At 63.0% G+C, this 14,525-nt stretch carries 11 protein-coding genes; all 11 read right to left on the bottom strand.

The features are described 5' to 3' along the window. Window positions 1-9: 9 nt before the first annotated feature. The 11 genes from AB7M25_RS16340 to AB7M25_RS16390 all read right to left on the bottom strand — a co-directional run bounded on the left by AB7M25_RS16340 (window position 10) and on the right by AB7M25_RS16390 (window position 14,511). Window positions 10-1,617, bottom strand: coding sequence for a 5-guanidino-2-oxopentanoate decarboxylase (locus tag AB7M25_RS16340; protein ID WP_454237637.1), 1,608 nt, complete (start codon window positions 1,615-1,617; stop codon window positions 10-12). Between the two features lie 10 nt (window positions 1,618-1,627). Further along, entirely contained in the window at window positions 1,628-3,727 is a 2,100-nt protein-coding gene (locus AB7M25_RS16345) for an acetate--CoA ligase family protein (RefSeq protein ID WP_454237638.1), read from the bottom strand. 18 nt (window positions 3,728-3,745) lie between these two features. After that, a complete protein-coding gene (locus AB7M25_RS16350) occupies window positions 3,746-4,906 on the bottom strand; it encodes an acyl-CoA dehydrogenase family protein (RefSeq protein ID WP_007974349.1) in 1,161 nt (386 codons plus the stop codon). An 86-nt stretch (window positions 4,907-4,992) separates the two neighbouring features. Beyond that, complete coding sequence (locus AB7M25_RS16355; protein WP_429385437.1) at window positions 4,993-5,784, bottom strand: enoyl-CoA hydratase/isomerase family protein; 792 nt, start codon at window positions 5,782-5,784, stop codon at window positions 4,993-4,995. Window positions 5,785-6,148: 364 nt separating this feature from the next. After that, the gene (locus AB7M25_RS16360; RefSeq protein WP_454237639.1) at window positions 6,149-7,573 is read right to left on the bottom strand and encodes an amino acid permease; all 1,425 of its coding nucleotides are present in this window, start codon (window positions 7,571-7,573) and stop codon (window positions 6,149-6,151) included. Between the two features lie 208 nt (window positions 7,574-7,781). Further along, the gene (locus tag AB7M25_RS16365; RefSeq protein WP_454237640.1) at window positions 7,782-10,037 is read right to left on the bottom strand and encodes an ATP-binding protein; all 2,256 of its coding nucleotides are present in this window, start codon (window positions 10,035-10,037) and stop codon (window positions 7,782-7,784) included. Further along, window positions 10,034-10,807, bottom strand: coding sequence for a substrate-binding periplasmic protein (locus AB7M25_RS16370; RefSeq protein WP_429385443.1), 774 nt, complete (start codon window positions 10,805-10,807; stop codon window positions 10,034-10,036). The genes AB7M25_RS16365 and AB7M25_RS16370 overlap by 4 nt, the downstream gene beginning before the upstream one ends. Before the next feature lie 5 nt (window positions 10,808-10,812). After that, complete coding sequence (locus tag AB7M25_RS16375; RefSeq protein WP_258681012.1) at window positions 10,813-11,529, bottom strand: response regulator; 717 nt, start codon at window positions 11,527-11,529, stop codon at window positions 10,813-10,815. A gap of 92 nt (window positions 11,530-11,621) precedes the next feature. Then, the gene (locus AB7M25_RS16380; RefSeq protein WP_007974341.1) at window positions 11,622-12,269 is read right to left on the bottom strand and encodes a TetR family transcriptional regulator C-terminal domain-containing protein; all 648 of its coding nucleotides are present in this window, start codon (window positions 12,267-12,269) and stop codon (window positions 11,622-11,624) included. 243 nt (window positions 12,270-12,512) lie between these two features. Beyond that, complete coding sequence (locus AB7M25_RS16385) at window positions 12,513-13,301, bottom strand: class II aldolase/adducin family protein (protein WP_429518072.1); 789 nt, start codon at window positions 13,299-13,301, stop codon at window positions 12,513-12,515. Between the two features lie 160 nt (window positions 13,302-13,461). Then, on the bottom strand, window positions 13,462-14,511 hold the full coding sequence (locus AB7M25_RS16390) for an ABC transporter substrate-binding protein (protein ID WP_429390794.1): 1,050 nt from the start codon (window positions 14,509-14,511) through the stop codon (window positions 13,462-13,464). Between the last annotated feature and the right edge of the window lie 14 nt (window positions 14,512-14,525).

A 14,525-nucleotide genomic window follows, 5' to 3' on the forward strand; every position in this document is an offset into this window, starting at 1 on the left:
AAATACAGATCAGTGCGCGCAGGCATGCTTGAGTTCGATCAAGGTCACGCCGTTGCGCTTGAAGCCGTGGCGCAAGTCGGTCTGCAACTCGGCCAGGCTTTGCGGCTGGTTCACCGTGCAACCGAACGCACGCGCGAGGGCTGCGAAATCCGGATTGCGCGGCAGTACGCCGATGGGTTCGATGTCCAGGCCGAGCATGTCGTCGCGGATCTGACCCAGGGCGTCGTTGTTCCACAGCAGCACCACCAGCGGGCTGTCCAGTTCTTCAACAGCCGTCGCCAGTTCCTGCGCGGTGTAGAGGAAACCGCCGTCGCCGACCAGCACCAGACCGGGCCGCTGCGGTGCGCCGAACTTGGCGCCGATCCCCGCCGGCAAGCCATAACCCAAGGTGCCGTAGCCGGTCGGGTGCAGCCAGCTGCGGATGGCCAGGCTGTCAAAGGCGTAGTTACCCGTATACGCAAGCTGGGTCATGTCGGTGCTGATGAAGGCGTTTTCCGGCAGCTCCGCGGCAATACGCTCGAGAATCGCCTGATGGATCGACTGCAGCGGGCCATGGCTGGCCTTGACCGCTTCACGCAACGCGGCAACCGAGGCGATCGCCGTGCCGGCATCACGCACGTCGGATGGCAGGCGCTCAAGCAAACCGCTGAGGGTTTGTTGTGCATCGCCCTGCAAGGCCACTGCGCAGGGGTAGAAGTCGTTGAATTTGCGCGGGTCGATATCGACGCGCAGCAGTTCACCCTTGAGCGGCAGGCGTTCGCGCCAGAAGTCGGTGTCGGCCATTTCAGTGCCGACCGCCAGCACCACGTCGGCCTCGGCGATCAGGTTCCAGCCCGGCTCCACACACAGGGAGGAACCGGCATTGAGTGGTGCATCCGGTGGCAGCAGGCCCTTGCCGGCGACGCTGGTGAACAGTGGCGCAGCGAGACGTGTGCTGAGTTCGCTCAGTTCCTGCACGGCATTGAGTGCACCGCCACCGGCGATGATCATCGGGCGTTTGGCCGCGTTGAGTTTGGCCACGGCCTGGTCAAGCGCAGTGGCGGATGCCGGACCACGGCCCGGACGACGCACCACGTCGTTGCTCCAGTCACGGGCAATCGGTGCCGCCAACACGTCCAGCGGCACCGAGATGTGCACCGGGCGCGGCCGCTCGCTGTCGAACACCGCGTAGGCACGGGCGACCAGTTCCGGCAGGTCTTCGGCGGTCAGCGCCACGGCCGAGAACGCCGTGATCGGCGCAGTCATCGCCCGTTGGTCCTGACACTCGTGCAGGCTGCCCCAGCCCTTGCCGAGGCTGGCGCTGTGGTTGACGCTGGAAATCACCAGCATCGGAATCGAGTCGGCATAGGCCTGGCCGATACCGGTGGCGGCGTTGGTCACGCCGGGGCCGGTGATGACGAAGCACACGCCGGGTTTGCCGCTGACCCGGGCATAACCGTCGGCCATGAAGCTGGCGCCCTGCTCATGACGGGTCAGCACGTGGCGAATGCCGCTGCCGGGCAAGCCGCGATACAGCTCCAGGGTGTGTACGCCGGGGATGCCGAACACGGTATCGACGCCGTAGTTGGCCAACAGGCGCACCAGGGCCTGGCCGCCGGTCAAGGTTTTGCTTTGCATGTTCATGTCCTCACTCGTGGCCGAGGCGAATCAACGCATCGACCGCAGTCGTGCCCTGGGCACCGACCAACAATGGGTTCACATCGAGTTCCAGCAGTTGCGCGGCGTTTTCGCAGGCGTAATCGGCCACGGCGCGGATCGCCGTCACCAGGGCGTCGAGGTCAGCAGACTCGCTGCCACGGAAACCTTGCAGCAACGGGGCGCTGCGCAGGCTGAGCAAGGCATTGCGGATTGCGCCGTCGGTGGTCGGCAGCAACAGGCTGCGACTGTCCTTGAGCAACTCCACCAGAATGCCGCCGGCACCGATCACCAGCGCGAGGCCGAAATCGTTTTCGCGCTTGATGCCGACGATCAGTTCAGCCAGTGGCGGCTTGGCCATCGGCTCGAGCAACAGTTGATCGACGGCTACGCCCGGGGCGTAGGCAGCAATGCTGCAGTGCATTTTTTCCAGAGCTGCACTCAACCCCGCGCCATCCTTGAGGTTCAGCGCCACGGCGCCGGCCTCGGTCTTGTGCGGCAGCTGTGCGCTGACGGCTTTCAAGACCAGCGGATAGCCCAGTGACTCGGCATCCTTCAGGGCCAGTTCCGGGGTGCTCAATACGCCGTTTGGCGTCGGCAGGCCAAAGGCTTTCAACGCCTGTTTGGAATCCCATTCATTGAGCAGGCGCCCCTCGCCTTCCAGCGCGTGCGGGCACAGCGGCACCAGTGCCGATTCGCCCAACGCCAGCAAGGCCTGGCGATTGCGCTGATAACCGGCGATGCGGCCCCACGCGGCCAGCCCGTCTTCAACGCCCTGCAACGCCGCGACACCTTGCGCGTGCAGACGCTCACGGGCATGGGCCGGCAGCAATTCGGGGAAGGCCGAAGTCACGAAACCGGTCTTGCCGTGGCGCTGCAATGCCGCGCAGTACAGCTCCAGCAGCAGGTCGCACTCCTTGCGCTCGCCGGTGAACTCCGACGGGTAGTCGAGCACCAGCATCGCCGCGTCGGCCTCGGTGCGCAGGGCGCTGTCGAGCATGCGGTTCAAGGCTTCGCCGTCGCCCCAGATCGCCGTAGTGAAATCCAGCGGGTTGACGAGGTTGGCGTAGGTGGGCAGCACGTGCGCGAGTTCGCCGACCTGCCCTTGATCGAGTTTCGGCAGGCCCAGGCCGTTGCGTTCGGCGTAGTCGGCAATCAGGCCGGCGTCACCACCGGAACAGGCCAGCGCGATCAGGCTGTTGCCCGCTGGCAGGTTGCCGCAGGCCGCGGCCTTGAGGGTTTCGACAAAACTCACCGGGCCGCTGACGCGGATCACCCCGAGACGGTCGAACAACGCGTCGTACAGCGCATCGGAGCCAGACAGCGAACTGGTGTGACTCAAGGCCAGTTCGGCGCCGATCTGCGACACGCCAGTTTTCAGGGCGATGATCGGAATGCCCTTCTCCAGCGCCTTGTGCGCGGCACGGGCAAAACCCGGGACGTTCTTCAGGCCTTCGAGGTGCAGGCCGATAGCGGTGACCCGAGGTTCGTCGAGCAACACGTCCATCAACTCAGCCACGCCCAGTTGCGCCTGATTGCCCACCGACGCCATGTAGGCCACCGGCAACGAGCGGTCGCTCATGGACAGGTTGTAGGCGAAATTGCCGCTCTGGGTCAGCACCGCCACCCCCTTCTCCACCGCTTTGCCGCCATGGGCCACCGGCCACAGCGCGGAGCTGTGCAGGTAGTCGAGCAGGCCGTAGCAGTTGGGGCCGAGCAAGGCCATGTCGCCAGCGGCCTTGAGCAATTGCTGTTGCAGAGCCTGGCCTTCGGCGCCGGTTTCGGCGAAGCCGGAGGCGTAGCAGATCGCGCCGCCCGCACCGATGGCGGCCAGTTCGGCCACACAGATCAGGGTCAGTTCGCGATTGGTGGCGATGAATACCGCGTCCGGGCCGCAAGGCAGCTCGGCAACGCTACGCACACACGGCACACCTTCAAGGCTGTCATGCTGCGGATTGACCAGCCACATCTGCCCTGGGTAGCCACCCTCGGCACAGCGCTTGAGGGCGCGCGCCATGCTGCGGCCGCCGACGAACGCCACGTGTTGCGGCGCGAGCATGCGTTTGAGGTTGTCACGAATGGTTTGGGACATGGGAATTCTCCGGGCCGGTCAGCGCAGCAGCGGCCGCAGCAGCTCGCGGGAAATGATGTGGCGCTGGATTTCCGAGGTGCCTTCCCAGATCCGCTCGATCCGTGCGTTGCGCCAGATGCGCTCCACCGGACCTTCATCCATCAGGCCCATGCCGCCGAAAATCTGCACCGCTTCGTCGGCGGTACGGCCGAGCACTTCACTGGCGAACAGCTTGGCCATGCCGGCCTCGCCATCGGTCATGGTGCCCTGGTCCATTTTCCACGCGGTGTGCAGGGTCAGCAGTTCGGCGGCGCGGATCTGCGTGGCCATGTCGGCCAACTTGAACGACACGCCCTGGTAAGTGCCGATCGGCTGGCCGAATTGCTTGCGGTCCGCCGCCCATTGCAGCGACACGTCGAGTGCACGCTGGGCCTGACCGACACAGTTGGCCGCGACCATCACGCGCCCGGCGGTCAGCCAGGCGTTGGCCACGTCCCAACCCTTGCCGACTTCGCCCAGCACTTTGCTGGCCGGTACGCGGCAGTCGTCGAAGAACATTTCGAAGGTGTGGTAACCCCGGTTGCTCACGCACTTGGGTCCACGGCGAATGGTCATGCCTGGGGTGTTGCGGTCGACCAGGAACGAGGTCACGGCGTTACGCTTTTTGCCGTTGTGTTCGTAGGTGTCGGTCACGGCGAAGACGATGGCGAAGTCGGCATGCCCGGCGTGACTGATGAAATGCTTGCTGCCATTGAGAATGAAGTCGTCGCCTTCACGCACGGCGCGGGTCTTGATCGCATTGGCATCGGAACCGGCACCCGGCTCGGTCAGGGCGAAGCAGTCGATTTTCTCGCCCTGGATGCACGGCAACAGGTAGTCATTGATCTGCTCGCCAGTGCAGGCCATGAGGATTTTCGACGGCCGTGCGACGAATACGTGCAGCGCCCAGGACACCTTGGACAGTTCACGCTCGATCAGCGCCTGGGACAGGTAGTCCAGGCCACCACCGCCCACTTCTTCGGGCATGTTGAAGGCGTAGAACCCGGCGGCGATCGCCTTGCCGCGAATCTGCGCCGCCAGCTCCGGGGACACCTCGTCGGCGCGGTCGACCTGCTCTTCATAGGGCAGCAGTTCCTTCTCGACGAAGCTGCGTACCGAGTCCACCAACATTTCTTGTTCTTGGGTCAGTTGGAAATTCATGCTGCTACCTGTTGTTCGATTGCAATTTTTGGGGTGCGATGCAGAAGTCAATCGCTGGCAAGCCAGCTCCTACAGGTCGACTGCGATTAGCGGCCGACAAAGTTCGCCGGACGTTTTTCCATGGCGGCGCGCAGGGCTTCGTTGCCGTCTTCGCTACGCCCGCAGAGCAGACCCGCGGCGAGTTCGGCTTGCAGTTGTTCCGCCAGGCTGCGGTCGGCGCCTTCGCGCATGAGTTTTTTGGTCTGGGCAAAGGCGAACGTCGGCCCGGCGGCCAGGCGTGCGGCCAGTTCGCGGGTGACCGTCAGCAGTTGATCGTCGGCACAGACATCGCCGACCAGGCCGGCGTCGAGGGCACGGTCAGCACCCCACAGTTCATCGAGGAACAACAAGCGCTTGGCCTGTTCGCTGCCGATCAGGCGCGGCAGGTGCCAACTGGCGCCGGCATCCGGCGAGTACGCCATGCTGGTGTAGCCGGCCTTGAAGCGTGCCGACTGGCCGGCGATGCGCAGGTCGCAGCACAGGGTCAGGTCCATCCCGGCGCCGACGGCGGTGCCGTTGATGGCGGCGATGGTGGGTTTTTCCAGGCTGTGCAGGCGAGTCATCAAGGCGTGGGCGGTCTCGGTCCAGCCGTAGGTCTCCAGTGCGCCCCGGGCTTCGGCATCCGCCCACTCATCGAGGTCGGCACCCGCGCAGAAGCTGCGGCCACTGCCCGTCAATACCACCACGCGCACTGCTGGATCGGCGTTGAAACCGTCGAGCAAGGCGTGCAGGTTTTTCAGCGTCGGAACATCCAGCGCATTGCGCTGGGCAGCGCGATTGAGGGTGATCCAGGCAACGCCTGCTTCGACCTGGCTGAGCAGCGACGATTGAGTGGTCATGGGAATCCTCGAATTATTGTGATTGGTCTGAGGTGATGCGACTTGAGGCCATACTAAACGAGTGTTCAGTAAGGCGGCAATCGGTAAAGAATCTTGGTGTAACAGTTTTAAAAAATATCTATCCAATTGTTTTTAATGGATTTTTCTCATTAGCCCGATGGGGTGCTGGCATGAGTGTTACAACTTCGAACAAACGGCAACACCCAACCTGTAGGAGCCGGCTTGCCGGCGAAGGCGTTTTCAATGTTGACGCATGACTCAAGGCCGCTATCGCTGGCAAGCCAGCTCCTACAGGTGCACGTCTGTCGTGCGGGCATAAAAAAACGCGACAGTCGCCTGTCGCGTTTTTGCATGGTGCTTGCCGTTAAACGGTCGGCAAGCTCGGTGCCAGCACGCCCTGGCGCTTGCGATGAATCAGGAAGTACGCGCCATAGCACAGCGCAATGAAGCCAAAACCCCAATACAGCGACGGACGCTGGGTTTCATCCAGGGCCAGGAACACGAACAGCGAGCAGCACAGCGTGATGCACATCAGCGGCAACACCGGGAACCAGGGTGCGCGGTATTTCAGGTCGCTGAGTTTGCCGCCGTCACGCAGGTACGCCTTGCGGAACTTGTACTGCGCCAGGGCGATGACGATCCAGGTCACGGTGCCGGACATGCCGCTCACCGCCATCAGCACCATGAACAAAGTGTCGGCGGCGACGAAGCTGGTCATCAGCGACACCAGCGCGAAGCACAGGGTGATGCTCAGGGCCCGCAACGGCACGCCGCGCTTGCTCAAGGGCGCCAGGCTTTTCGGTGCCATGCCGGTTTTCGACATCGCCCACAGGATGCGCGTCGAGGCATAGAGACCGGAGTTGCCCACCGACAGGATCGCGGTGAGGATCACGAAGTTCATCAGGTCGGCGGCGTAGGGAATGCCAACCATGTCGAACACCTGCACGAACGGGCTTTCCATCAGCCCCGCCTGCTGCCACGGCACGATGGCCGACAGCACGACAATCGCCAGCACGTAGAAAATCAGCACGCGGAACACCACGTTGCGCACGGCGCGGGGAATGCTCTTTTCCGGCTGGTCGGTTTCACCGGCCGCCACGCCCATGATCTCGCAACCCTGGAACGCGTAGACCACGGTCATCATCACCGCGAACACGGCGGACAGACCGTTGGGGAATAGCGAATCGCCGATCAGGTTGGTCGCCATCGGTGCCGGTGCGCCGCTGCTCAGGGGCATCACGCCGAAGATCACCAGCACGCCCACCACGATGAAACCGAGAATGGCCGCGACCTTGATCCCCGAGAACCAGTATTCCGCTTCACCGAAAGCGCGGGTGGCCATGGCGTTGATGCCGAACAGCACCACCACGAACAGCGCCGACCAGTACCAGATCGGCACCGCCGGGAACCAGCGGGTCATCAACATGCCGGCGGCGGTGAATTCCAGGCCGACGGTGGTGGCCCAACTCATCCAGTACACCCAGCCGATCATGAACCCGGTGGCCGGGCCGATGTATTTGGTGGCGTGGGTCTGGAACGAACCGGACACCGGCATCTGCACCGACAGTTCGCCCAGGCAGACCATCACCAGGTACATCAGGAAACCCGCGACCAGGTAAGCCAGGATCGCCCCCACCGGGCCGCCCTGGTTGATGGTCACGCCGGAACCCATGAACAGACCGGTGCCGATGACGCCGCCCAGGGACAGCATGAAGATGTGCCGGCTCTTGAGGGCACGGGTCAGCTGGATGCCTTTTTGATGGGTGCTGCGATCAGTGTTTTCGTTCATGTCGGCACCTCAGCAGTCAGTGAGGAGCGCAGCGCATGACAGGACGTCACGGCGCAGGGAGGGATCAGCTTTACGGCAATTCATTATTATTATCTCCAATAAGCTTCGAAGACCGCGCTGCGGCGGTTGCGTCGATTATTGGAAAGCCATGTAAGTTCGCGTTGACCGTAAAGATCGAAGTTGTACAAAGTCGTAACAAATTTGTACGTCAGCTCTGCAACAAGCCTTTGAGGGTATCGAGCGAGTGCTGCAATTGCTCATCCAGCGCGGTGCTCATGCGCTGGATGTCCGATTCTTCGTTAGCCAACGCCAGAGTTTCCAGCGTCCTCAAGGTGCTGGCCAAGGCCCGAAAACCCAGGGAATCACAACTGCCAGCCAGACGGTGCGCCAGTTGCGCGACTTCTGTGCAGTCATCGGCGGCCATGGCTTCATGCAGCGCATCGCGGTGTTGAAGGATCGAGTCACGCAGCACCGCCAGCAGGCCCTGGACCTTTTGCTCACCGAGCAAGGTGCGATGGGTCTGCAACAGCGGCCAGTCCATCGCTTCATCACTCGTCAGCGCCCCGGCGCTGTGAGTACGCCCTTCCAGCACCTGGCGCAGGTTTTCCAGCTTCAAGGGCTTGGCCAGGACGCCGTCCATGCCGGCCTCCAGATAACCGCGCACCAGTGCCGGTTGCACGCTGGCGGTCAGGGCGAAAATGCGGGTATGGCGGTTCGGCCCGTCGCTGTGGCGGATCTGCCGGCATAACTCGACACCGCTGATGCCCGGCAGATGCACGTCCAGCAACAGCAAATCGAAAACCTGCGTCGCGCAGTGTTGCAGCGCCTGCTCCGCCTCTTCGGCCAGCCACACCCGGTGGCCGTCGCGCTGCAGCAAACCCTCGGCCACTTCGCGGTTGAGCGCCACGTCTTCGACCACCAGGATATCCAGTGCCGGCCCCGCCGCCCGAACCGGCGGAGCCTCAGCCACACCGCTGGCCGGCTGCAAGGACAGCTCGAACCAGAAACAACTGCCGCGCCCTTCTTCGCTGTCCACGCCGATGCAGCCGCCCATCTGTTCCACCAGGTGTTTGCAGATCGCCAACCCCAACCCGGTGCCACCAAATCGTTGTGCGACTTCTTCGCTGGCCTGGGTGAAACGCTCGAAAATCTTCGCCTGCATCGCCGGGGCTATGCCGATGCCGTCGTCAGTGACACTGACCCGCAGTCGCTGCCCGGTCTGTTCGCCGGTGTCGCTGAGAAGCGCCACCTGGACACTGACTTCGCCGCCTTCGGTAAACTTGATCGCGTTGGCCAACAGATTGCTCAGCACCTGGCGCAGGAACTGCTCGGCGCCGTGGTGATGTTCGGCAATCCGCTGATCGACCCGGCAACTGAGGATCGTGTCGTTGGTCAACGCTCGCGGTTCGAGCAGTGTCAGCACCTCGTCGAGCAACTGGCGCAGCGAGAAATCCACCGGCTCGGGATGACTGACGCCCTCCTCCAGCCTGGCGAAATACAGTACTTCGTTGAGGATCGTCAGCAAGCCTTCGCCGGCCTTGTGCAAGGCATCCAGGCGTTTGCCGTCCCGGGCATCCAGGCGCGCACCGCGCAACAGTTCGGCCATGCCGAGGATGCCGTTGAGGGGCGTGCGCAGTTCATGGCTCATGGTCGCCAGGAACCGCGACTTGGCAAGGTTGGCCGCTTCCGCTTCATCCTTGGCGCGCATCAGGCTGGCGGTACGGCGCTCGACCATTTTCAGCAGCTCGTCGCGATTGTCCTGCAAGGCCAGGCGATCACTTTCCCGGCGCTCGATGTCGCGCAGGATCGCCCGGCGCATGTCGTCCAGGGCATGGGCCACGGTATCGATTTCGTCGCTGCCGCGGCGCTTGTCCAGTTGCAGGGGTTCCTGCCATTCACCAGCAGCGATGCGCCGGGCGAACTCGGCCATGACTTTCAGGTGTCGAGTCACCAGTCGATAAAACAAGCCCGACAACGCCACGGCCAGACCGCAGAGAAACACCGCCATCCACAACAGGCTGGTCAAACCGGTGGCGTAGAGACGCTGGTACACCGCGCCCAGATCGGTGCTGACCTCCAGTTCACCCAGGTGGCGCAACGGGCCGGACGGCGGCTGATAGTCCAAGGCAAAGCGCTCGATACGCAGCGGCCCGACCGGCTCGGGATTGCCCTGTATCAGGTCGAAATCGGCGCTGGTCAAGTGCACCCGCGCAACGTCGGAGAAGTCCACCAGCCCGCGCAACTGCACGTTCAGCTGCTCCTGGTTCAAGTCCCAGAGGCTGCGCTCCAGGCTGGCCAGGTAACCGGCGCGGATCAGTTCCATGCGCGAATCGATGTCGCGCATTTCCCGTCGATACTCGATGTACAGTTGCACGCTGCTGGCCAGCACGGTAAAGCACAGGCTGAACAACAGAATGAACAGCAACAGGCGCCGCAACAGTCCACCGGGACGCGCGCGAATCATTGCGCATCCGCCGGCAGGTTGATCATGTCGCGGTAGATCACTTCGCTTTCATTGAGCCAGCGCTCGATATCGCCGGCATCGACCATGCGCTGCAATTGCGCGTTGATCTCGGGCATTCGATTGGCCAGGGGCGAGCGCCGCGACACGGCAACCCGCAGATAGTCCACGCTCAAGGCCCTGGGCAAGGCGACGATGTCCTGGCCGCCGGGCAGGTTCTCCACGTACAACTGGCCGGTGCGTCGCTCCTGGGTGATGAAGTCGATGCGCCCGCGAATCAGCTTGCCGAAGTTCTGGTGGCTGTCGGACACCCATTCGATGTTGTTGCTGCGCGCGACCATGCGATCGAACTCCACCCCATAGCTCTCACCGAACAACAGGCCGCCACGGTAATGGGCCAGGTCGTCCAGCTGTTCGAATTTCACCGGGTGTTGACGGTTGATGAACAGCGCCACTTCTTCACGCAATACCGGCACCGTCGAGAACAGCATGCTCTGCTCCCGTTGCGCGGTGCTGTAGGCCAGCACCACATCGACCCGGCCTTCGGCGGCGTCCAGCAGGCAGCGTTTCCAGTTGCCCAGCACGACCATCTCGACTTCGTACCCCAACTGACCGAACAGGTTTTTCACCACGCTCGGCGCCAGGCCACGCACCTGCTTGCCATCGCTCCAGGAGATCGGCGGGTACACCGGGTAATCGCAATAGCGAACCTTGTCCGCGGCGACGGCATGGCCGGCCACCAGCAGCGCCAGCAGGCAAAGCCATCGCGCCATCCGGTTCAGGCCGCCACGCCGGCGGTGAACAGGTAACCGGCGCCGTGTATGGTGATGATCAACTGCGGTTCGGCCGGGTCGTCGTGCAACTTGCGACGCAGGCGCCCGACCAGCACGTCGATGGAGCGGTCGTTGGGCACCCACTCGCGGTTGCGGATCTGGTCCATCAATTGATCGCGGCTGAGGGTGTGGCCGCTGTTGCGCAGGAACACGCTGAGCAACTGGTATTCGCCGTGGGTCAGCAGGGTTTCGTTGCCCGATGGATCGATCAGGCGACGGCGGTCGGTGTCCAGCGCCCAATCGGCGAACTGCTTGACCGGTTTGGCCAGCGCAACGGCCGGCTGAGGTATTTGCGCATGACGTACCCGGCGAATCAGGTTTTTCGCCCGGGACACCAGTTCCCTCGGATTGAGGGGTTTGATCACATAGTCATCGGCGCCGCATTCGAGGCCGACGATGCGGTCGATTTCGTCGTTGCGCCCGGTGATCAGGATGATCCCGACCTCCGAACGCACCCGCAGCTCGCGGGTCAGGGTCAGGCCGTCCTTGCCCGGCAGGCGGATGTCGAGCATCACCAGGTCGACGGTCTGGCTGGCCAGGAAGGTTTCCGCCAGTTCCGCCGTGGCGGCGCAATGGACGTCGTAGCCTTCCTGGGACAGGTAGGCGTGCAGCAGATCGCGAATCAGCGGATCGTCATCGACGATCAGTACCCGAGGAGTCATCGCTTGGTGTCCGGCTCAGGCCCGAAGGCCAGTTTCTTATTAGAGTGTTTTCCCGCATCGGCGCCAGAGAGTATCCAGTGTTGAACAACTGATCAACAGTCGCTCGTCTGCACGCAAAAGCGCTGGCGTCCACCAGCCTGCAAACCATCGACCCAGGCCTCGCAAATCTGGATGCCTTGCTCCGGGGTAAAGGTCCCGGGGTTCAGCCCGGACTCCAGCCACAGGCCGTCGAGCAAGGCGCTGAGGCTGATGGCGGCGAGGTCGGCGTCGAAGTTTTCCCAGCCCTCCTCCTGGGCCAGTTCCGCCAGCACCTTGCGCAGGATGGCGCGATACTCGCCATAGGAATGATCGTGGGCCTTGTTGATGGCCTCGGCGGTTTTCACCGCGCCCCAGAACGCGAGCCAGGCATCGATCAGTTGCGGATCGAGCAGTTCGGCGGAAAACGAACCGCGGAAAAACGCCGACAACCGCTCCCGGGCATTCGGTGCGGCCTGTTCCATGGCGTCGCGCAGCAGGGTCATGACCCGCCCGGTGATTGCCATGTAGGCCTCGGCCACCAGTTCATCCTTGCCGGAATAGTGATGGCTGATCAGCCCCACCGAGACCCCGGCCTCGGCGGAAATCTTGCGGATCGACGCGCCCTGGAAGCCGTGACGCTTGAGGCACACCAGCGTCGCCTCGATCAGGTTGGCTTTGCGCAGCTCCGGTTCCATGCGGGAAAAACGAGCTTCCTGGTTCATGGGCGACACGCTCCTTGGTTCAATCGTTTGGACCTGCGCGGGTTGGCGGCGGGCTGAACGACTGTACAGCAAGAGTGGGGCATGTCTCCAGTCAAGAGCAAGCAAGATGGACCGCGGTGCCGCCATCGCTGGCAAGCCAGCTCCTACAGGTTCAAGGGTGTTCACATGTTTTGTGTACGACCCGGACACTGTGGGAGCTGGCTTGCCAGCGATGAGGCCCGCACAATCAACCGAAAATTCAGATCAGCCCCGATACTCCGGAGCCACCCGATCCAGCATCCGCAACAACGCCGCCCAGGCCAGGTGCATGGCATCCGGATCGTTCAACTCGCCCTCATCCAACGGCCGCCCCGGATCATTGAACTGCCGCTCGGTGTGCGCGCAGACCTCGTGCGACGGCAGAACAATTTCACCGGCAGCTTGCGCGGCCAACTGGATTTCACAGGCTTTTTCCAGGTAGTACATGCGCAGGAACGCCTGGCTCACCGTCTCGCCGACCGTCAGCAAGCCGTGGTTGCGCAGCATCAGGACCGACTTGTCGCCCAGGTCCGCCACCAGCCGTTGTTGCTCGCTCAGGTCCAGCGCTACGCCTTCGTAATCGTGATAAGCGACGCGGCCATAGAACTCCATGGAAATCTGATTGACCGGCAACAACCCGCACTTCAACGCCGCCACCGCGCACCCGGATTTGGTGTGGGTGTGCAGCACGCATTGCGCATCTTCACGGGCACCATGGATGGCGCTGTGGATCACGAAACCGGCCGGGTTGACCGGGTACGGCGATGGCTCTACGGCGTGGCCATCGAGGTCGATCTTCACCAGGTTGGACGCGGTGATTTCGTCGAACATCAGCCCGTAGGGGTTGATCAGAAAGTGATGCTCCGGCCCCGGAATGCGCACCGAGATGTGGGTGAAGATCAAATCGGTCATGCGAAAGTGCGCAATCAGGCGGTAGCAAGCCGCCAGTTCCTCACGCAGACGCTGCTCGGTGGCGCTGCGTTCAGGGGCCAGGTGGCTGGCGATGTTGTTCATTGTCGTGGTTCTCCAAGGTGATCGGCTGGGCGCTAGTGTACAGCCGCCCACTAACGCTTTTCTGTAGGAGCTGGCTTGCCAGCGAAGGCGGCTTTGAGACTTGCGCGGACCATGAGATCGTCATCGCTGGCAAGCCAGCTCCTACAAAGTCCGCGCCAGGTTATTTACTGGCCCAGGCGTTGAAGCGCTCTTCCAGCTCTTCGCCGTGATCGACCCAGAAGCCGACGTTCATCGACAGCGCGCCCTTGAGGTTCTGCGGTGCGGTGGGCACCCATTGCGCCAGCTTGTCGTCCAGCCGTGCGGCGGCCTGGATGTTGGTCGGGCCGTAAGGAATCTGCTGCACGTAGTTGACCTGAGCGTCCGGCTGATTGGCGAAGGCGATGAAGCGCTTGGCCTGGTCCACGTGTCTGGAGCCTTTGATGATCGCCCAGTAGTCCATGCCGTACAGGCTGCCGGGCCAGACCAGGCCGAGGTGACTGCCTTTCTGCGCGGCGTCGGCGATGCGTCCGCTGTAGGTCGAGGTCATCACCACGTCGCCGGCGGTCAGCCATTGCGGCGGTTGCGCGCCCGCCTCCCACCACTGGATGTACGGCTTGAGTTCAGTGAGCTTGGCGAATGCCCGGTCCACGCCTTGCGGGGTGCCGAGTACTGTGTAGACGTCTTCGGTTTTCACCCCATCCGCGAGCAAGGCGAATTCCAGGTTGTACACCGCACGTTTGCGCAGCCCGCGCTTGCCGGGGGTTTTCTTCACGTCCCAGAAGTCCGCCCAGGAGGTCGGGGCCTGGGCCAGTTTGTCGGTGTCGTAGGCAATCGCCACGCTCCACACCAGTGCGGCGGAACCGCATTCCTGTGCCGCGTCGGGGATCAACTGGTCGGCGTGGCCCAGGCGGGTCCAGTCCAGCCGCTCGTACATGCCTTCCTCGCAGCCGCGCATCAGGTCCGGGCCTTCGATCTGCACCACGTCCCAGTCGACGTTGCCGGTGTCGACCATCACTTTGATTTTCGCCATCTCGCCGTTGTATTCGCTCTGGATCACCTTGCTTTGATCCACGGCGGCGAAGGGTTGAAAGAACGCCACGTCCTGGGCTTTTTGTCCGGCTCCGCCGTATCCGACCACCACCATGTCCGATGCTGCCTGAGCGCTGCCCAGGCCCATGGCCACGGACAACACCAAGGGATAAAAACCGTGCTTGAGCGTGTGCGATTTCATCAAGGGTTCCTCTT

This window comes from Pseudomonas sp. AP3_22 TE3818 (genome assembly GCF_053628995.1).

Coding starts and splice junctions, on each gene's coding strand:
- AB7M25_RS16340 (WP_454237637.1), bottom strand. CDS start 1,617: ATGCAAAGCAAAACCTTGACCGGCGGCCAGGCCCTGGTGCGCCTGTTG.
- AB7M25_RS16355 (WP_429385437.1), bottom strand. CDS start 5,784: ATGACCACTCAATCGTCGCTGCTCAGCCAGGTCGAAGCAGGCGTTGCC.
- AB7M25_RS16375 (WP_258681012.1), bottom strand. CDS start 11,529: ATGACTCCTCGGGTACTGATCGTCGATGACGATCCGCTGATTCGCGAT.
- AB7M25_RS16390 (WP_429390794.1), bottom strand. CDS start 14,511: ATGAAATCGCACACGCTCAAGCACGGTTTTTATCCCTTGGTGTTGTCC.
- AB7M25_RS16350 (WP_007974349.1), bottom strand. CDS start 4,906: ATGAATTTCCAACTGACCCAAGAACAAGAAATGTTGGTGGACTCGGTA.
- AB7M25_RS16380 (WP_007974341.1), bottom strand. CDS start 12,269: ATGAACCAGGAAGCTCGTTTTTCCCGCATGGAACCGGAGCTGCGCAAA.
- AB7M25_RS16385 (WP_429518072.1), bottom strand. CDS start 13,301: ATGAACAACATCGCCAGCCACCTGGCCCCTGAACGCAGCGCCACCGAG.
- AB7M25_RS16370 (WP_429385443.1), bottom strand. CDS start 10,807: ATGGCGCGATGGCTTTGCCTGCTGGCGCTGCTGGTGGCCGGCCATGCC.
- AB7M25_RS16360 (WP_454237639.1), bottom strand. CDS start 7,573: ATGAACGAAAACACTGATCGCAGCACCCATCAAAAAGGCATCCAGCTG.
- AB7M25_RS16365 (WP_454237640.1), bottom strand. CDS start 10,037: ATGATTCGCGCGCGTCCCGGTGGACTGTTGCGGCGCCTGTTGCTGTTC.
- AB7M25_RS16345 (WP_454237638.1), bottom strand. CDS start 3,727: ATGTCCCAAACCATTCGTGACAACCTCAAACGCATGCTCGCGCCGCAA.